14 protein-coding genes are annotated in these 19,415 nt (G+C 71.4%); 7 read left to right on the forward strand and 7 right to left on the reverse strand.

Translation table 11 applies throughout. The features are described 5' to 3' along the window. Window positions 1-2,856 carry an NHLP bacteriocin export ABC transporter permease/ATPase subunit gene (locus OG285_RS11425; protein ID WP_371790893.1) on the forward strand — a complete coding sequence of 952 codons (2,856 nt, stop codon included), beginning with the start codon at window positions 1-3 and terminating at the stop codon, window positions 2,854-2,856. Between the two features lie 54 nt (window positions 2,857-2,910). Here OG285_RS11425 and OG285_RS11430 read toward each other — a convergent pair whose 3' ends face one another. Beyond that, window positions 2,911-3,453: an EF-hand domain-containing protein gene (locus OG285_RS11430; protein ID WP_356836124.1), complete on the reverse strand. Its 543-nt coding sequence runs from the start codon at window positions 3,451-3,453 to the stop codon at window positions 2,911-2,913. A gap of 365 nt (window positions 3,454-3,818) precedes the next feature. Here OG285_RS11430 and OG285_RS11435 point away from each other — a divergent pair, with 365 nt between their 5' ends. Further along, window positions 3,819-5,210, forward strand: coding sequence for an IS4 family transposase (locus OG285_RS11435; protein ID WP_371789814.1), 1,392 nt, complete (start codon window positions 3,819-3,821; stop codon window positions 5,208-5,210). A gap of 36 nt (window positions 5,211-5,246) precedes the next feature. On the opposite strand, the gene OG285_RS11440 is transcribed toward OG285_RS11435, so the two are convergent. From OG285_RS11440 to OG285_RS11455, 4 genes are all read right to left on the reverse strand, one after another. Continuing rightward, the gene (locus tag OG285_RS11440) at window positions 5,247-6,716 is read right to left on the reverse strand and encodes a gluconate:H+ symporter (RefSeq protein WP_356836126.1); all 1,470 of its coding nucleotides are present in this window, start codon (window positions 6,714-6,716) and stop codon (window positions 5,247-5,249) included. A gap of 137 nt (window positions 6,717-6,853) precedes the next feature. Further along, window positions 6,854-7,264 (reverse strand): RidA family protein, encoded by a 411-nt coding sequence (locus tag OG285_RS11445; RefSeq protein ID WP_266853723.1) that lies wholly within the window; start codon window positions 7,262-7,264, stop codon window positions 6,854-6,856. Beyond that, window positions 7,261-8,055: an IclR family transcriptional regulator gene (locus OG285_RS11450; RefSeq protein ID WP_356836128.1), complete on the reverse strand. Its 795-nt coding sequence runs from the start codon at window positions 8,053-8,055 to the stop codon at window positions 7,261-7,263. Before OG285_RS11450 ends, OG285_RS11445 begins: the two co-directional genes overlap by 4 nt. After that, on the reverse strand, window positions 8,052-9,119 hold the full coding sequence (locus OG285_RS11455) for a sugar kinase (RefSeq protein ID WP_371790894.1): 1,068 nt from the start codon (window positions 9,117-9,119) through the stop codon (window positions 8,052-8,054). Before OG285_RS11455 ends, OG285_RS11450 begins: the two co-directional genes overlap by 4 nt. 134 nt (window positions 9,120-9,253) lie before the next feature. Here OG285_RS11455 and OG285_RS11460 point away from each other — a divergent pair, with 134 nt between their 5' ends. The 4 genes from OG285_RS11460 (at window position 9,254) to OG285_RS11475 (ending at window position 14,120) form a co-directional block, all read left to right on the forward strand. Beyond that, complete coding sequence (locus tag OG285_RS11460; RefSeq protein WP_371790895.1) at window positions 9,254-10,558, forward strand: amino acid deaminase; 1,305 nt, start codon at window positions 9,254-9,256, stop codon at window positions 10,556-10,558. 48 nt (window positions 10,559-10,606) lie between these two features. Further along, window positions 10,607-12,211 carry an amidohydrolase family protein gene (locus OG285_RS11465; protein ID WP_371790896.1) on the forward strand — a complete coding sequence of 535 codons (1,605 nt, stop codon included), beginning with the start codon at window positions 10,607-10,609 and terminating at the stop codon, window positions 12,209-12,211. A 145-nt stretch (window positions 12,212-12,356) separates the two neighbouring features. Further along, window positions 12,357-13,568 carry a pyridoxal phosphate-dependent aminotransferase gene (locus OG285_RS11470; protein ID WP_356836136.1) on the forward strand — a complete coding sequence of 404 codons (1,212 nt, stop codon included), beginning with the start codon at window positions 12,357-12,359 and terminating at the stop codon, window positions 13,566-13,568. 165 nt (window positions 13,569-13,733) lie between these two features. Continuing rightward, window positions 13,734-14,120: a hypothetical protein gene (locus tag OG285_RS11475; RefSeq protein ID WP_356836138.1), complete on the forward strand. Its 387-nt coding sequence runs from the start codon at window positions 13,734-13,736 to the stop codon at window positions 14,118-14,120. 242 nt (window positions 14,121-14,362) lie between these two features. On the opposite strand, the gene OG285_RS11480 is transcribed toward OG285_RS11475, so the two are convergent. Further along, window positions 14,363-16,195, reverse strand: coding sequence for a phosphoenolpyruvate carboxykinase (GTP) (locus tag OG285_RS11480; protein ID WP_371790897.1), 1,833 nt, complete (start codon window positions 16,193-16,195; stop codon window positions 14,363-14,365). Window positions 16,196-16,444: 249 nt separating this feature from the next. Here OG285_RS11480 and OG285_RS11485 point away from each other — a divergent pair, with 249 nt between their 5' ends. Continuing rightward, window positions 16,445-17,122: a hemolysin III family protein gene (locus OG285_RS11485; protein WP_356836142.1), complete on the forward strand. Its 678-nt coding sequence runs from the start codon at window positions 16,445-16,447 to the stop codon at window positions 17,120-17,122. Window positions 17,123-17,215: 93 nt separating this feature from the next. Here the strand turns inward: OG285_RS11485 and OG285_RS11490 are convergent, their stop codons facing one another. Beyond that, window positions 17,216-19,240: a thioredoxin domain-containing protein gene (locus OG285_RS11490; RefSeq protein WP_371790898.1), complete on the reverse strand. Its 2,025-nt coding sequence runs from the start codon at window positions 19,238-19,240 to the stop codon at window positions 17,216-17,218. Between the last annotated feature and the right edge of the window lie 175 nt (window positions 19,241-19,415).

Here is a 19,415-nt window from a genome sequence, read left to right on the forward strand (position 1 = left end):
ATGACGTACACGGGCCAGGAGAACGCGGCGGGCGACCAGGTGACCGCCGCCTTCGGCGCGCTGGGCGTGCCGGTGGACTGCACCGGCCTGCGCAGCCTGCCACTTGAGGGGCCCCAGGTCCTGTGGCTCGTCGTCGGGGGCGCGCTCGACCTGTTCGCGGTGGACGCCGCCGCGCAGGGGCACTGGCACTTCCTGGGCCGGCTGGAGGCGGGGACACTGCTCCTCGGGCCGGTCGAGGGCCCGCAGCACACCCTGGTGGGGCGGCCGCTCCGGGGCTGCGTGCTGCGCCGGATCGCGCTGCGGGAACTACAGGTCCCCGACCACGGCGACGGCTCGTGGGCGCACGACCAGCAGTACCTCAGCCAGTACGACACCCAGGACTCGGCCCTGAGCCTGCTGGAGCACGCCTTCGCGCTGGGCGCGGGCCGCAGCCAGCGGGTGCTGTTCGAGGCCCCGCTCGACGGCAGGACCGCGGGCGACGACTCCGTGGGCGACGACGACATCCTGTGGCTGCCGGTCATGCCGGGCAGCGTGCAGTACGGGGCCTCGTACAGCGCGGACGCGGCCGGCGACCTGCTGGTCGACGGGGCGATGTGGCAGCGCATGGTCAATCAGCAGTTCCGGCTGCTCGCCGCCCTCGACCGGTGGATCGAGCGCCTGGAGCGTGCGCACGAGACCCGTACGGCAGCCGGGATCAAGGCGGGCGAGACCGTCCGCGAGAACGCCGACCGGACACTGATCGCGTCCATCGGCCGTCAGGGCAGGGGAAGTTCACGACACGCGTCCTCCCGGGCCGGTGACGACGCGACGTACGGCGCGTGCAAGCTGGTCGCCGACGCGGCCGGGATCGCGCTCACCGAGCCCGCACGGAGCGGGGCCGTGAGCGAGCGGATCGACCCGGTGGAGCAGATCGCGGTCGCCTCGCGGATCCGCAGCCGCGGCGTCCGTCTCGACGGCCGCTGGTGGCGCGAGAACACCGGCCCCCTGGTGGGGTACCGGGCCGCGTCCGGCACCCCGGTCGCGCTCCTGTGGCGGCGCGGCGGGTACGAGGCGGTGCACCCCTCCAGCGGGCGGCCCACCCGGATCGACGACGGCAACGCGGACGGGTTCGAACCGCGGGCCGTGATGCTGTACCGGCCGCTGCCCGACCGGCCGCTCGGCCCGCTGCGGCTGCTGCGGTTCAGTGCGCGCGGCACCCGGGGCGACGTACGGAACCTGCTCGGCGCGGGCCTGGTGACCGTCGCGATCGGCGCCCTGGTGCCGGTCGCGACCGGGCGGGTCCTCGGCGAGTACGTGCCGAACGCCGAGTCGGACCTGATCGTCCAGGTGTCCCTCGCGGTGATGGTGACGAGCATCGTGTCGGCGGCGTTCATGCTGTTGCAGAACCTGACGGTGCTGCGGATGGAGGGCCGGATCGAGGGCGCCCTGCAACCAGCCGTGTGGGACCGGCTGTTGCGGCTGCCGACGCGCTTCTTCGCCTCGCGCTCCACGGGCGAACTGGCCAGTGCGGCGATGGGCGTCAGCGCGATCCGCCGGCTCCTGTCGGGTGTGGGCCCCCTGGTGGTGCAGGCGGGCACGGTCGGCGTGATGAACCTCGTCCTGCTGCTCTGCTACAGCGTGCCCCTCGCGCTGACCGCCCTCGGCATGCTGGCGGTGATCGCGGCCGTCTTCCTCACCCTCGGGCTGTGGGAGCTGCGCTGGCAGCGGCGCCTCGTGGTGCTCGGCAACAAGCTCAACAACCAGGCGTTCCAGACGCTGCGCGGCCTGCCCAAGCTGCGTGTCGCGGGCGCGGAGAGCTTCGCGTACGCCGCGTGGGCCGGGGAGTTCGCGCGCAGCAGGGAGCTCCAGCGCCGCGCGGGACGCGTCAAGAACCTGACCACGGTCCTCAACTCCGTCTATCTGCCGCTGTGTTCACTGGTGATGTTCATGCTGCTCGCCGGCCCGGCCCGGGGCAGCATGTCGGCGGGCGACTTCCTCACGTTCAGCACCGCGGTGACGATGCTGCTCACCTCGGTCACGCAGCTCACGGGCGCGACGCTCTCGGCGGCCGCGGTCCTTCCGATGTTCGAGCAGATCAAGCCGGTCCTCGACGCGGCGCCCGAGGTACCCGCCGCCAGCACCCAGCCGGGTGTCCTGACGGGGGAGATCGAGGCGCGCGGGGTGTCCTTCCGGTACACGGACGACGGCCCGCTCGTCCTCGACGACGTGTCGCTGTCCGTCCGGCCGGGCGAGTTCGTGGCGGTCGTCGGCCCGAGCGGCTGCGGCAAGTCGACGCTCCTGCGGCTCCTCATCGGCTTCGACCGGCCGGTCGCGGGCGGTGTCCTGTACGACGGCCAGGACCTCACGGCGCTCGACCGGGCGGCGGTGCGCCGGCAGTGCGGGGTCGTGCTGCAGAACGCGCAACCGCTGACCGGTTCGATCCTGGACTGCATCTGCGGCGCCGAGGTGTTCACGCAGGAGGAGGCGTGGGAGGCGGCGGCGATGGCGGGTCTCGCCGAGGACATCAAGCGGATGCCGATGGGGCTGCACACGATGATCGTCGGTGGCGGCGCGATCTCGGGCGGACAGCGCCAGCGCCTCATGATCGCGCAGGCGCTGATCCGGCGCCCCCGCATCCTGTTCTTCGACGAGGCCACGAGCGCGCTCGACAACGAGACCCAGCGCACCGTCATCGACAGCACGCGCGCCCTGAACGCGACCCGGATCGTCATCGCGCACCGCCTGTCGACGGTGATGGACGCGGACCGGGTCGTCGTCATGGCGGACGGGCGCATCGTCCAGCAGGGCCCGCCGGATCAACTCCTCGCGGACACGGGCGGCCGCCTGCACGAACTGGTGCGGCGCCAGATGGCGTAGGCCGTGTCCCGTAAATGATCCGGCTGCCCGGCCCGGTCGCCCGTCCGGAGTCCCCTACGAGGCGGGGAACCGGCCGCAGAGCCAGTTGCCAGGCTCCGCCGGGTCGTCGCTGATCCAGAACTGGCGCCACAGCAGGGCGAACTCGTCACGGCTGAGGTGACCGTCGCCGTTCAGGTCGAGCAGTTCGAAGACGCCCGTCATGTCGGCGGACCGTCCGTTCCAGGTCTCGACGAGACTGCGGTGCTCCTCCGGGGAGATCACACCGTCGCCGTTGGCGTCCACGGCGTCGAAGATGGTGTCGGCCGTCGCCTCCACGTCCGCGACCATGGCGGGCAGCAGGTCGACCAGGGCCAGGAGTTCACCCATGTCGATCGCCCCGTCCCCATTGGCGTCACCGGTTTCCAGCAGCGCCGCCCACCACCCCATCAGCAGCGTCTCCATCCGCGCGCCGAGCTCCGTCCCCGGTCCGGCCGCGGGCAGCCGGCTCCAGCGGGCGACGAGCGCCCGGAAATCGTTCTCGCGCAGCAGACCGTCACCGTCCGCGTCGAACGCCGCGAACATCTCCCTGAGCTTGCGCTCCTGAAAGGCACTGGCCACGAGCAGCCTCCCTCGGCGAGGACGCGGCCCACGAACCGGCGGCAACCGCCGTACGGGTCCGCTGTCAGCACATAACTCTAGGCCGGGACACGCCCTCACCAGTACGGGAACATCTGCTCGGGCGTTCACCCCATCCCCTCCCCCGGAGCGTCGGTGGGCCGGTCACGTGTCCGGTGACGGAAGAGCGCCCCGGACGCGGCGTCGCGTCCGGGGCGCCCGGTCCGGTCCGGGCGGAAGGCCCCGGATCAGCAGCCCTGGATCAACGGCCCTGGATCAGCGGCCCTAGATCCAACGCCGTTCAGTTAGGCGTGGAAGTCGTTCGTCAAGGCTGGTGAACGAGGCAGCGGAGCTGCTGTAGAAGAGGGATGTCACTCCAAGACATCCTCACCACAGGAGCTCCGCTGTTGGAACAGGCTGCCATATCAAGGACCGTCGGGGTAGCGGCAGGGGTGTTCGCACCGGGGCATATCGGTGAGCTGACCCGGATCGTTCCGTTCGAGATGGTCGATGAAGTGCTGGAACAGACCGGTGCGGTGCAGCGCAGGGTCCGGCTGGTGCCGGCGCGGGTCACGGTCTACCTGCTGCTGGCCGCGGCACTCTTCAACGGGCTGGGCTATCAGCAGGTTTTCGACCGGTTATGCGCCGGGCTGGCGAGCCTGGCACCAGTCCGGCCCAGTGGCAGCGCTCTTCGCCAGGCCCGCCAACGGCTGGGGCCGGCACCGATGAAAGCCCTGTTCGACCTGGTGAGTGGGCCTGCGGCCACGACCGCTGCCGCCGGGCGATGGCGAGGTCTGAGGGTCGTGGCAGTCGACGGCACCCTTCTGTCGGTCCCGGACTGCCCGGCCAACCTTGCGGTGTTCACCCGGCAGCGGCTCGGCAACGGGATCTCGGGCTACCCGCAACTGCGTCTGGCCGCGCTGGTGGCCTGCGGGACCCGGTCGGTGATCGGGGCCGTGTTCGGTCCGGCCACGACCGGCGAACTGGAGTACGCCCGCCGCCTGGCGGTGGACCTGCGGGCTGGGATGCTGCTGCTGGGCGACCGGAACTTCGCCTCCGCCGCATTGCTGAACCAGCTGGCCGCCACCGGCGCCGATCTGCTCGTGCGCTGCAAGACGAACCGGAAGCTGCCACCGTTGGTCCGCTGCCGTGACGGCTCGACACTGACCCGGATCGGTCCGCTGACCGTGCGTGTCATCGAGGCCGAGATCAGTATCCGCACCGCCCAGGGCACACGCACGGGCCATTACCGGCTGCTGACCACCCTCACCGACCCTGACACCCACCCGGCCGGTGAACTCGTCCGGCTCTACCACGAACGCTGGGAGATCGAGACCGCCTACGCGGAGCTGAAGTCCACGATGCTGGGCGGACGCGTCCTGCGGGCCCGCACCCCGGACGGCATCGAGCAGGAGGTCTGGTCCCTGCTCACCGCCTACCAGGCACTGCGGACCGCGATGACCGACGCCACCGACAGCATCCCGGGCACCGACCCCGACAGGGCCGGCTTCTTCACCGCCCTCGCCACCGCCCGGGACCAGCTCGTCCTGGCCGCCGGCATCATCACCGGCACCGACATCGATCTCGTCGGCACCATAGGCCGTCACGTCCTGGCCCACCTCCTGCCCACCCGGCGGGTCCGCACAAAAGACCGCATCGTCAAACGAGCAATCTCCAAATACAACGCACGCGGACCCGCCATTGACCGGACCACCTACAAAGCCACCATCAGCATCAACATGCTCACGAGCAGCCCTTGACACCCCAGGCCCCGCCCTAACTGAACGGCGTTGGCCCTAGATCACCAGACTGAGCAGCGCGGCGACCACGAAGCCCGCCACCGACAGGACCGATTCGAGGACCGTCCAGGACTTCAGGGTGTCGCGTTCCGAGATGCCGAAGTACTTGGCGACCATCCAGAATCCGCCGTCGTTGACGTGCGAGGCGAAGATCGAGCCGGCCGAGATGGCCATGATGATCAGCGCGAGGTGGGGCTGCGAGAGGTGCTGGCCGTCGACCAGCGGCAGGACGATGCCGGCCGTGGTCACGATCGCCACGGTGGCGCTGCCCTGGGCCACCCGCAGCACCAGCGAGATCAGATAGGCGAGCACGATGACCGGCAGGCCCACGTCGTTGAAGGTCTTGGACAGCGCGCCCGCGATGCCGCTGCCGCTGAGGACCGCACCGAAGATGCCGCCCGCGCCGACCACCAGCAGGATGTTGCCGACCGGCTTGAGCGAGGCGGTCGAGACCGCTTCGAGGGACTTGCGCGACCAGCCGCGGCGGATGCCCAGCAGGTAGTACGAGAGGAACAGCGCGATCGTCAGGGCGACGAAGGGGTGGCCGAAGAACTCCAGGACCGAGCGGAGCGTCGAGGGGTCCAGCGCGATCGAGGAGAACGTCGCCAGCAGGATCAGGATCAGCGGGGTCCCGATGATCGCGAGGACCGTGCCCAGCGGGACCGGCTTCTCCTGCGGCTTGACCCCGAGGGCCCGCTGCTCGGCGACGACCGCCGCCTTGGCCTCCTCGGCGGCCTCGACCATGTCCTGCGGCACTGCGACGAAGAGGCGCTTGCCGATCCACGCCGCGTACACCCAGGCGGCCAGCACGGCGGGGATGCCGCAGGCGGCGCCGATCAGGATGACCCAGCCGAGCGAGACGTGGAAGAGCGCGGCGGCGGCGACCGGACCCGGGTGCGGCGGCAGGAACGCGTGGGTCATCGACAGGCCCGCGAGCAGCGGCATCGCGTACAGGACGATGGACTTGCCGGACCGCTTGGCGGCCGCGTAGACGATCGGCGCGAGGACGAAGATGCCGACGTCGAAGAAGATCGGGATGCCGAAGATGAGGCCGGTGAGACCCATCGCGAGCGGGGCGCGCTTCTCACCGAAGAGGTTGAGCAGCCGGGCGCTCAGCACCTCCGCGCCGCCCGAGACCTCAAGGATCGAGCCGAGCATCGTACCGAGGCCGATGATGATCGCGATGTGCCCGAGGATGCCGCCCATGCCCGACTCGATCATCGAGACGGACGACGACTTCTGGACCGTGCCGAAGAGTTCGGTGACGGAGAGTCCGGCACCGAGGCCGACGGCTATGGAGACGCCGAGCAGCGCGACGAACGGCTGCAGCCTGACCTTGATGATCAGGAAGAGGAGGAGCGCGATGCCGAGGACGGCGACGGTCAGCAGACCGGTGGTGCCCCCGACGATGGCGAGCAGGCCGCCGGTGTGGGGTGGCGCTGCGGGGGTCTCAGCGGCGAAGTACATGGGGGAACTCCGTTGTTACCTCGGGAACTTCAGGGCGGGGGACGTCAGCACCCGGGGGTGCGGCGGGGCAGGGTGAAGCGCGGCACGGCGCCCCGGAAGGGGGGAGGGGCGCCGTGCCGTGGTGCGGTGCGGCGGTGTCAGCCGAGTACGGCCAGCGCGTCGATCTCGATGAGCAGGCCGGGCGGCAGGCCGACGTAGACCGTCGTACGGGCCGAGGCGGGCTGGGTGAGACCCTGCTCCTCGAAGTACGCGTTGTAGATCTCGTTCAGCTCGGCGAAGTGCGCGACGTCCGTCAGGTAGACGCGCATCATCATCACGTCGTCCCAGGTGGCGCCGCCCTCCTCCAGGATCGCCTTGACGTTGGCGAAGGTCTGGAGGGTCTGCTCGCGCAGGGTCGGGCCCGCCGGGGTGGGCGCCTGGCCCTCGACGGCCGGCAGGAAGCCGACCTGGCCGGCGACCTGGAGGATGTTGCCCTTGCGGACGCCGTGCGAGAACTTCGCGGGCGGCGTCGTGTGGGTGGCGGGGGTGAGAGCGGTCTTCTCGGTCATGCCCTTGCTTCCTTCGGGGGGTGGTGCGGGGGGACGGTCTTCGGCTGCGGTGCGGTGCCCGCGTACTCGCCGCTGATGGCGTCGGCCGTGCGGCGCACCAGCGGGAGCAGGGTGAGGAGTTCCTCTGCGGTCACGACCACATTGGGCGCCGACATCGACATGGCGGCGACAACCCGGCCGTCCACGCCCCGGATGGGGGCTCCGACGCAGTTGATGGACTCCTCGTGGCCACCGAGGTCGGTGGCCCAGCCCTGTTCGCGCACCGTGGCCAGCTCCTTGAGGAAGGCGCCGGCGTTCGGTGTCGAACGGGCCGTGTAGGTGGGGTAGTCGAGCCGCTCGGCGACGGTGCGCCGCTCCGGCTCGGGGAGGTCCGCGAGCAGCAGTTTGGCGACGGCCGCCACGGTGATCGCGACGGGCCTGCCGATCCGCGAGTACATCCGGACCGGGTAGCGGCTCTCGACCTTGTCGATGTAGAGGACCTCGTTCTCCTCGTACACCGCGAGGTGCACGGTGTGCCCGCACTCCTCGTTCAGCCTGGCCAGATGGGGGTGCGCGATCTCCCGTACGTCGAGGTTCTCGACGGCTTCCTGGGCGAGCGCGAAGAGGCGGGTGCCGAGGCGGTAGCGCTGGTCCTGCTGACGGTAGACGAGGCCGTGCTCGTGGAGGGTACGGAGCAGCCGCAGCGCGGTCGACTTGTGGACGCCGAGGCTCTCCGAGACCTGGCCGAGGTCGGCGGGCCCCCGGGCGAGCAGCGGCAGGATGGAGAGCGCCCGGTCTACGGTCTGGCTCATGGCGTACGTACCTCCTCGTCGGCGCCGGTCGTGTCGGACACGGTCTCGGTCCAGCCGGGGCCGATCCGAAGTGTGCCCCAGGCGGTGTCGTCGAGAGCCACGAGCCGGTCGGCGAGGGCCCGGGACGGCGGGTCGGCCAGGTCGCCGTGGACGGTGAGGGCGGCGGCGGCCATCAGATGGCCGTGCCGGGCGCGGTCCCGGACCGGGAGGCCGCGCAGGGTGCCGGAGAGGAACCCTGCGGCGAAGGCGTCGCCCGCGCCGACCGGGGCGACGACGTCCACGCGCAGGGCGGGGACGGTGGTGACGGTGTCCTGCGAGGCGGGGTCCGCGGCGAAGACCACGGCGCCCGCGGACCCCCGCTTCACGACCAGGACTCCGGGCTCCGGCAGCGCGGCCCTGATCGCGGCAGCGCCCCGGACGCCCCAGGCCGCCTCCGCCTCGTCCTCGCCGACGAACACCACGTCGGCCCCGCGTGCCAGCTCCAGCAGCACCGCGGGGCCCGCCCCGTCGGCGTCACGCCACAGCCCCGGGCGGAAGTTCACGTCGAAGGAGACCAGCGGACGGCCCGGCGCCGGCGCGGTCAGTTCGCGCATCAGGGCCAGGCAGCCGGGCGAGAGCGCGGCCGTGATCCCGGAGAGGTGGAGCACCTGCCCGGACCACAGCGCGGTGCGGGGCGGCGCACCGGGCGCCATCGCGCTCGCGGCGGACCCGGCGCGGTAGTAGACGACCTCGTGGTGGTCGGCGTCACGGTCGTCGGCGGTGCGGAAGTAGACGCCGGTGGGGCGGTGCGGGTCGCGCTGGACGGCCGAGGTGTCGACCCCGTACGCCGCGACCGCCTCGGTCAGGTGGTCGCCGAAGCCGTCGGCGCCGACCCGGCTGATCCACCGCGCGGAGTGCCCGGCGGCGGCCAGCGCACAGGCCACGTTGGACTCGGCGCCGCCGATGCCCCGGTCGAAGGAGGGGACGTCGGCGAGGCGGCCGGGCCGGGAGGGCAGGAACGTGACCATGGACTCGCCGAGACAGACGACGTCCACTGGGGGCACTGGGGTGTGCTGGGCGGTCACGATGGGTCTCGCTCCTCGGTGGTGGGCGGCCGGGGGCTCCGTTGACCCGGCGATGGCTCGGATGTTAGACAGCGGTGAGCGATATGCGCAATGAGCGTTGCACATGATGCAACGTGAACTCTCTGGGAGGTTCCATGGCGGGCGCGGCAGGCACGACGGGCGCGGAGAACGCGGCGGACGCACGCGAGACCATCGGCGCGGAAGTGGTCGACCACCGCTTCAAGGGGCTGCCGCCCGGCGCCGACGGGCTGACCGTCGCCGCCCTGGCCGCCGAGCGCCGGAACCTCTTCACCGGCGGGTTCACCACCCCCGTGCTCGCGCTCTCGGCCGAGTCGGTCGAGCACAACCTCGCCCTCATGGAGACGTACTCCACACGGCACGGCCTCGCCTTCGCCCCGCACGGCAAGACCTCGATGGCCCCGCAGCTCTTCGACCGGCAGGCCGAGCACGGCGCCTGGGGCATCACCCTCGCCGTACCGCACCAGGTGCGGGTCGCCCGTGCCTTCGGGGTGCAGCGGATCTTCGTGGCCAACGAGATCGTGGACGCGCCCGCGCTGCGGTGGATCGCCGCCGAGCTGGCCGCCGACCCCGGCTTCCGCTTCCTCTGCTACGTCGACTCCGTGCGCGGTGTGGAGCTGATGGACGAGGCGCTGCGCGGCTCCGCCCGCCCGGTCGACGTGGTGGTCGAGCTGGGTGCGGGCGACGGCGCGCGGACCGGCGTGCGGACCCCCGCCGAGTGCGCGGCCGTGGCGGACGCGGTGGCCGCGACGGACACGCTGCGGCTGGTGGGCGTCGCCGGCTACGAGGGCGAAGTGCCCGACGCCGACACCGAGAGGGTGAGCGCCTGGCTGCGCCGACTCGTCGCGCTCGCCGCCGACTTCGACCGGGCGGGCCGCTTCGCGGGCGTCGACGAGATCGTGCTGAGCGCGGGCGGCAGCGCCTGGTTCGACGCGGTGGCCGACGTCTTCGCCGAGGTGCCCGCACTCTCCGTCCCCGTACTGAAGCTGCTGCGCTCGGGCGCCTACGTCTCGCACGACGACGGCCACTACAAGCATCTGACGCCCTTCAACCGGGTGCCGTCCGAGGGCGCGCTCCAGCCGGCCTTCCGGCTCTGGGCGCAGGTCGTCTCGCGGCCCACCGGGGAACAGGCGTTCGTCAACGCGGGCAAGCGGGACGCGGCGTACGACCTGGACCTGCCGCAGGCGCAGGCCGTCCGCGACGGGCGCACCGGCGAGGTCCGCCCGGCCGCCGGCATCACGCTCACCGGCCTCTCCGACCAGCACGGCTGGCTGCGCACCACCGCCGAGGCACGCCTTGAGGTCGGCGACTGGGTGGGGCTCGGGCTCTCGCACCCCTGCACCTCCTTCGACAAGTGGCAGCTGATCCCGCTCGTCGAGGCGGACGGCACGGTGACGGACTACATCCGCACGTACTTCTAGCGGCCGGCGAGCCGGGCAGCAGAGCAACAGGGCAAGGGAGCAGGAGCCATGGATCTCGTCATCCGCGACGTGAGGGTGGTGGACGGAACCGGCGGCGACTCGTACCGCGCCGACGTCGCCGTCGACGGCGGCCGCATCACATCCATCGTCCGCGAGGGGTCCGGCCAACGGCCCGGCGCACCAAGGGTGGTGGAGGCGCACGGGCTCGCCCTGTCGCCCGGCTTCATCGACATGCACGCCCACTCCGACCTGGCGCTGCTGCGCGACCCGGGTCACGAGGCGAAGGCCGCACAGGGCGTGACGCTGGAAGTCCTCGGCCAGGACGGCCTGTCGTACGCGCCGGTCGACGACCGCACCCGCGCCGAGGTCCGCCGGGCCATCACCGGGTGGAACGGCGACGGCGCGGACATCGACTTCGACTGGCACACCGTCGGCGGCTATCTGGACCGGCTCGACCGGGGCATCGCGGTGAACGCGGCGTACCTGATCCCGCAGGGCACCCTGCGGATGTACGCGATGGGCTGGGACGACCGGCCCGCCACCCCGGCCGAGACCGAGCGGATGAAGCAGCTGGTCGCCGAGGGCATGGAGCAGGGCGCCGTCGGCATGTCGTCGGGGCTCACCTACACCCCGGGCATGTACGCGGACGACGCCGAACTCACCGAGCTGTGCCGGGTGGTGGCCTCCTACGGCGGCTACTACTGCCCGCACCACCGCAGTTACGGAGCGGGCGCGCTCCAGGCGTACCGGGAGATGGTCGGCCTCACCCGCGCCGCGGGCTGCGCGCTCCATCTCGCCCACGCCACCATGAACTTCGGCGTGAACAAGGGGAAGGCGCCCGAACTGCTCGCCCTCCTGGACGACGCCCTGGACGGCGGCGCGGACATCTCCCTCGACACCTACCCGTACACCCCGGGCTGCACGACGCTCGTCGCCATGCTCCCCAGCTGGGCGAGCGAGGGCGGGCCGGACGCGATCATGGGGCGGCTCCGGGACGAGGAGACGGCCCGGAAGATCCGCCAGGTCATGGAGGTCGAGGGGGCCGACGGCTGCCACGGGGTGCCCATCGAGTGGGACGCCATCGAGATCTCCGGGGTGTCCGACCCCGCGCTGAGCGGCTATGTCGGCCGGACCGTCGCGGCCAGTGCGCGCGAGCGCGGCGAGGAGCCGTGGGTGACGGCGCGGCGGCTGCTGATCGAGGACCGGCTCGGTTCGACGATCCTCCAGCACGTCGGCCACGAGGAGAACGTCCGGCGGATCATGCGCCACCGCGTGCACACCGGCGGCAGCGACGGGATCCTCCAGGGGACCAAGCCGCACCCCCGCGCGTACGGCACCTTCCCCCAGTACCTGGGCCGGTACGTACGGGAGCTGGGCGTGCTGTCGCTGGAGGAGTGCGTGGCTCATCTCACCTCGCGCCCGGCGGCCCGGCTGCGGCTGCCGGACCGCGGCCTGGTCCGTGAGGGCTACCGCGCCGACCTGGTCCTCTTCGATCCGGAGACCGTCGCGGCGGGCTCCACGTTCGAGGTGCCGCGCACCCTGCCGACCGGCATCCCGCACGTCCTGATCGACGGCCGCTTCGTGATCGAGGACGGCCGGCGCACGGATGTGCTCGCGGGCCGCTCGGTCCGGCGTACACCCGGCGGGGCCTGAGAGGCCGCCCGGCGGCCACCGTCCCCGCCCGCCGACCGCGGCCCGTCCTGCCTCTCCCCCGGCAGGACGGGCCGCTTCCGTCCGGCTCCCCCCTGTGGGCGAAAACACCGGGCCGTCGCGGTCATGTCACCGTAAGGTTGCGGACATGCAGGTGATCCAGTCAACGAAGCTCGCGAACGTCTGTTACGAGATCCGGGGCCCGGTGCTCGAGGAGGCCATGCGGCTGGAGGCGGCAGGTCATCGCGTCCTCAAGCTCAACACCGGCAACCCGGCGGCCTTCGGTTTCGAGTGCCCGCCGGAAATCCTGGAGGACGTGCTCCGCAACCTCGGCGACGCGCACGGCTACGGCGACGCCAAGGGGCTGCTGTCCGCGCGCCGCGCGGTGATGCAGCACTACCAGACCAAGGGCATCGAGCTGGGCGTCGAGGACATCTACCTCGGCAACGGCGTCTCCGAGCTGATCCAGATGTCGATGCAGGCGCTGCTCGACGACGGCGACGAGGTGCTCGTCCCCGCCCCGGACTATCCGCTGTGGACCGCTTCGATCTCGCTGGCGGGCGGCACGGCCGTGCACTACCGCTGCGACGAGCAGTCCGACTGGATGCCTGACCTCGCCGACATCGAGCGGAAGATCACCGACCGCACCAAGGCGATCGTGGTCATCAACCCGAACAACCCGACGGGCGCGGTGTACGACGACGAGATGCTGCGCGGCATCACGGAGATCGCCCGCCGCCACTCCCTGACCATCTGCTCGGACGAGATCTACGACCGGATCCTCTACGACGGCGCCACGCACACACCGACGGCGGCCATCGCCCCCGATCTGATGGTCCTCACCTTCAACGGCCTCTCCAAGAACTACCGGGTGGCCGGGTTCCGCTCCGGCTGGATGGCGGTGTGCGGCCCGAAGGCGCACGCGTCCTCGTACATCGAGGGCCTGACGATCCTGGCGAACATGCGGCTCTGCGCCAACATGCCCTCGCAGCACGCGGTGGCAACGGCACTCGGCGGGCGGCAGTCCATCAATGACCTGGTGCTGCCGGGCGGACGCATCCTGGAGCAGCGCGACACGGCGTACGAGTTGCTGACGCAGATCCCCGGGGTGACGTGCGTCAAGCCCAAGGGGGCGCTGTATCTCTTCCCGCGGCTGGACCCGAAGGTCTACAAGGTGAAGGACGACCGCCAGATGGTCCTCGACCTGCTGCGCGCCGAGAAGATCATGGTGGTGCACGGTACGGGGTTCAACTGGCCGGAGCCGGACCACTTCCGCATCGTGACGCTGCCCGCGGCGAAGGAGCTGGGGGACGCGGTGATCCGGATCGGAAACTTCCTGGACGGCTACTCACAGCGGTGAGCCGCGAGGGCGTGGATCACGGGCAGAAGTGAGTCACGGGCAGCAGCGGTGGGTCACCGGCAGGTGATCCAGGAGCAGCGGCGAGTCACGACCTGGCTCAACTTTAGACAGAATCTAATGTAGGACGCTAGGATGGAGTCCTGTCCGCGAGGAGGAGGCCATCCCATGTACGAACCGATCCGCACCAAGTCGGTCCAGACGATGGCCGAGGAGTCCGCAGCAGCCGGCTACCCCCGCCGCAGCCGCGACGAGGAGCTGGACATCCAGCTCGCGGGCCATCTGGCCGCGCTCCTCGCCGTGACGGACGAGCTGGGCCTGGCGGCCGAGGGCGACCGCATCGCGGAGCAGGTGGCCAGGTTGCGCGGCACCCCGCCGACCCGGCACGCGGGCCTCAGCAACGCCACCCCCGCCGACCTGCACGACCGGGCCCACCACCTCGCGGGCCGCGCCCTTCTGGTGGCGGCCTCCCGCGCGGACACCGCGGCGGCGATCCTCTCGGCGGAGCGGATGGACGCCCACCTGGCAGCACGGCACCTCGCCGGCGCCCACTGATCGGCCCCGGTTCGCGGGCCGCGGAGGCGCGCGGACCGGGTGCCACTCACCTCCCCGCACCGCGCGGACACGAAGAAGCGGACCCGAAGAAGCGGACGTGAAAAGACCGGCCCCCGGAACCAGATCTGGTTCCGGGGGCCGGGCCGTACGCGGCGGGCCGGGATGACCCCACAGGTCAGGGCGGATGTCGGGTGGACCCGCCGCGTGGCTTCGGTGCGGCTCCGGACGGGAGCCGCCGGGCGTCAGCCCAGACGCTTCACCAGCGACCGGTACTCGTCCCACAGCTCCTTCGGCGCGTGGTCGCCGTAGGTGTTGAGGTGCTCCGGGATCAGCGCCGCCTCCTCGCGCCAGACCTCCTTGTCCACCGTGAGCAGGAAGTCCATGTCGGCCTCCGAGACGTCCAGGCCCGTGGTGTCGAGCGCGCCCTTGGCCGGCAGGACACCGATGGGAGTCTCGACGCCCTCGCCCTTGCCCTCCAGGCGCTCGACGATCCACTTCAGGACGCGGCTGTTCTCACCGAACCCGGGCCAGACGAACTTGCCCGCGTCGTTCTTGCGGAACCAGTTGACGTAGTAGATCTTCGGGAGCTTCGCCGGGTCCTTGTCGGCACCGACCTTCACCCAGTGGCCCATGTAGTCGCCCATGTTGTACCCGCAGAAGGGCAGCATGGCGAACGGGTCGCGGCGCAGCTCGCCGACCTTGCCCTCGGCTGCGGCCGTCTTCTCGGACGCGACGTTCGCGCCGAGGAAGACGCCGTGGTTCCAGTCGAAGGACTCGGTGACCAGCGGTACGGCCGAGGCGCGGCGGCCTCCGAAGAGGATCGCCGAGATCGGCACGCCCTTCGGGTCCTCCCACTCGGGGGCGATGATCGGGCACTGCCCGGCCGGGGTGGTGAAGCGGGCGTTGGGGTGGGCGGCGGGGGTGCCGGACTCGGGCGTCCAGTCGTTGCCCTTCCAGTCCGTGAGGTGCGCGGGCGTCTCCTCGGTCATCCCCTCCCACCAGACGTCGCCGTCGTCGGTCAGGGCGACGTTGGTGAAGACGGAGTTGCCCCACAGCGTCTTCATGGCGTTGGCGTTGGTCCGCTCACCCGTGCCGGGCGCGACGCCGAAGAATCCGGCCTCCGGGTTGATCGCGTACAGCTGACCGTCCTCACCGAAGCGCATCCAGGCGATGTCATCGCCGATGGTCTCGACGGTCCAGCCGGAGACGGTCGGCTCCAGCATCGCGAGGTTGGTCTTGCCGCAGGCCGAGGGGAACGCCGCCGCCACGTATTTCGACTCACCGCGCGGCGGGGTCAGCTTCAGTACGAGCATGTGCTCGGCCAGCCAGCCCTCGTCCCGCGCCATCACCGAGGCGATGCGCAGCGCGTAGCACTTCTTGCCGAGCAGGGCGTTACCGCCGTACCCGGAGCCGTACGACCAGATCTCCCGGTCCTCGGGGAAGTGCGAGATGTACTTGGTGGAGTTGCAGGGCCACGGGACGTCGGCCTCGCCGTCGGCGAGCGGGGCGCCCAGGGTGTGGACGGCCTTCACGAAGAAGCCGTCGGAGCCGAGCTCGTCCAGGACGTCCTGGCCCATGCGCGTCATCGTGCGCATCGAGACGGCGACGTACGCGGAGTCGGTGATCTCCACACCGATCGCGGACAGCGGCGAGCCGACCGGGCCCATGCAGAACGGGACGACGTACATCGTGCGGCCGCGCATCGAGCCGCGGAAGACACCGCCCCGGCCGCCGGAGCCGGAGAAGATCTCGCGCATCTCCGCCGGGGCCTTCCAGCGGTTCGTCGGACCGGCGTCCTCCTCCTTGGCGGAGCAGATGAACGTACGGTCCTCGACGCGAGCGACGTCCGACGGGTCGGACGCGGCGTAGTAGGAGTTCGGGCGCTTGACCGGGTCGAGTTTCCGGAAGGTCCCCTTGGCCACGAGTTCACCGCACAGGCGCTCGTACTCGGCTTCGGATCCGTCACACCAGACCACACTGTCCGGTTGCGTCAGCTCGGCGATCTCGTTCACCCACGAGATCAGTTCCTGGTGCTCGGTCGGGAGGACAGCGGGAGCCGCGATGTCGCGCGCCACGATTGCTCCAATGCACGTATGTGAGGGCTGAGGGTTGGTTTGCCCCTTGGGGGCCACGGCCCGGATGCTTCGTAGCCGCTCATCCGGTGCCGCTCGCACTCATCTGATGATCCGCGCCTTCCGCCCATCTGTCCAGGGGGTCTCTCATGTGAGCGTCGCCACTCGGACGGAACGGCCGTCGTCCCCGCCGGCACGGGTAAGGCCCACCAGGCACCGCGGAACCTACGGGTACGTAGGTAGCATCGGCATATGACTTCCGCCGTCCCAGAACCGACCGCGCTCGCCCCGCAGAGCGCGCAGCCGGTGAAGCCCCGACTGCGCGGCTGGCTGCACGCAGGGATGTTCCCGGCCGTGATCGTCGCGGGGCTGGCGCTCGTGGCCCTCGCGGACTCCACCCGCGCACGCGTCGCCTGCGCGATCTACATCCTCACGGCCTGCATGCTCTTCGGGGTGAGCGCGGTCTACCACCGCGGCACCTGGGGCCGCACCGGCGAGGCCGTACTGCGCAGGCTCGACCACGCGAACATCTTCCTGATCATCGCGGGCACCTACACACCGCTGACGCTGCTCCTGCTGCCCGGGTCGACAGCGGCCCCGCTGCTCTGGGCGGTCTGGGGAGCGGCACTCGCCGGGATCGCCTTCCGGGTCTTCTGGGTCGGCGCGCCGCGCTGGCTGTACACGCCCTGCTACATCGCGATGGGGTGGGCCGCGGTCTTCTTCCTGCCCGACTTCATGCGGGCGGGCGGGGTGGCCGTCCTCGTCTGCGTCGTCGTCGGCGGACTGCTCTACAGCGCGGGCGGCGTGATCTACGCGCTCAAGCGCCCGAACCCGTCGCCGCGCTGGTTCGGTTTCCACGAGGTGTTCCACTCGCTGACGCTGGCCGCGTTCATCGCGCAGTACGTGGCGATCTCACTGGTCGCCTACTGACGGCCCGGCACCGCGCACAACTGTGGCCGGGACCCACGCCCCTTCGCTCCGAAGGTGACGGGTCCCGGCCACAGCTGCCGCTACGTGCCTGCGCTACGCGTCCTGCTGGCCCCCGCCCAACTGCTCCGCCAGTACGTCCGGATCGGGCGTCGGCGCGCTGCACGTGAAGTTCCGGCAGACGTACGCGGCGGGGCGCCCGTCGACCAGCGGCCGGTCCACGAGCAGCGGGAACTCGTCGCTGCCGCTCTCCCCCACCGCTACCACCGCGCCCGGCGCCGTGGCGAGCAGGGCCGTGCGGTGCAGGGCCGACGTCCCCGGGTCGCCGGCGGGCCCCACGACCGCCACCTCGCGCGGCCCGTCGAGGGCGGCTTCCGCCACCGCGAGCCCCCAGCCGATGAAGCGCGGCGCACGCGGGCCGAGCGCCTTGACCACCCCGAGCGCCCGTTCGGCGGCGGTGCGGTGAGCCTCGGAGCCGGTGTGCGCGGCGTACGAGAGCAGCGCTCCGGCGGCGGCGGTCCAGCCCGAGGGGGTCGCGGTGTCCGTCGGGTCCTGGGGGCGGCGGATCAGCGGCTCCGCGTCGTGTGCCGTGTCGTAGAGCGAGCCGTCCTCGCCCGTGAACTGGTCGAGTACGAGATCGAGCAGGAACCCGGCGAACTCCAGCCAGACCCCCTCCCCGGTCACCCCGGCCAGCGCGAGGAATCCCTCGGCGACATCGGCGTAGTCCTCCAGGACACCGGAGTTGGCGCCGGCCCGGCCGTCCTTGGACGTACGGGAGAGCCGGGCTCCGTCGTCCATGTGCAGACGTACCAGGAGGTCGGCCGCCTCGGTGGCGCGCTCGACCAGATCGGGGCGGTCGAAGCAGGCACCGGCCTCGGCGAGGGCCGCGACAGCCAGCCCGTTCCAGGCCGCGACGACCTTGTCGTCCCGGCCGGGCCGGGTCCGCGAACTCCGCGCGGCGAGCAGCCGCTCGCGCAGCCCGGCGGGGGCGTCGTCGCCCGGCAGCTGGAGGACGGACGAGCCCTCCTCGAACGTGCCCTCCTCGGTGACCCCGTACAGCAGCGCGGCCCGCTCGCCGTCCTGCTCGCCCAGCGCCTCGCGCAGCTGGGCCGGGGTCCATACGTAGTAGGCCCCCTCGACGTGCCGGCCGTCCGCGTCCTCGCTGTCGGCGTCCAGCGCCGAGGCGAACCCGCCCTCAGGGGTGCGCAGTTCGGTGACGATGAAGTCGGCGGTCTCCAGGGCCACCCGGCGCGACAGATCCGATCCGGTGGTCCGCCAGAGGTGCGTGTACACCCGGCAGAGGAGGGCGTTGTCGTAGAGCATCTTCTCGAAGTGCGGCACCCGCCACTCCCGGTCGACGGAGTACCGGGCGAACCCGCCGCCGAGCTGGTCGTACATCCCGCCGCGCGCCATCGCCTCGCAGGTGTCGGCGGCCATCTGGAGCGCCCCGTCGGAGCCGGTACGGGCGTGGTGGCGCAGCAGGAACTCGACGGCCATCGACGGCGGGAACTTGGGCGCGCCGCCGAACCCGGCGTTCTTGGCGTCGTACTCCCGGGTCAGCGCGAGGAGCGCCCGCGCGAGGTCGTCCGCACCGGGCGGCCCGGCCGCGTCATGTGCGAGGGAGCGCCCCGCCAGGTCCTCCACCACCTTGGCGGCGACCTCGTCCACCTCACCGCGCCGGTCGGTCCAGGCGCCCGTGACACCTTCGAGCACCTGCTGGAAGGACGGCATGCCGTGCCGGGGCTCGGGCGGGAAGTACGTACCGAAGTAGAACGGCTGGGCCTCGGCGTTGAGGAACACGGTCATCGGCCAGCCGCCCTGGCCGGTGGCGGCCTGGACGGCCTCCATGTAGACGGCGTCGATGTCCGGGCGCTCCTCCCGGTCGACCTTGACCGGGACGAAGTGCTCATTGAGGTAGGCGGCGGTCGGCCCGTCCTCGAAGGACTCGTGGGCCATGACGTGGCACCAGTGGCACGCGGAGTAGCCGACGGACAGCAGAACGGGCACATCGCGCCGCCCTGCCTCCTCGAATGCTTCGGGCGACCACGGCCACCAGTCGACCGGGTTGTCGGCGTGCTGCAACAGGTACGGGGACATGGCATCGGCCAGGCGGTTCACCATGCGGGCAGTATCGCAGCACCGGCCGTGGGAACCCCGAAACCCAGCGGACCGGCGGGGTCCCGCCGGCCCGTCCGCACACTCCCGCCACCCGCGCTGGGACCGTGGGATCGAACGCGACAGCAAGTCCCGACCCCCTTCTTGTGCAAGTGACAGTAACTGAAGTACCGTGCCACAC

Origin of the sequence: Streptomyces sp. NBC_01471 (genome assembly GCF_041438865.1) — a bacterium.
GTDB lineage: Bacteria > Actinomycetota > Actinomycetes > Streptomycetales > Streptomycetaceae > Streptomyces.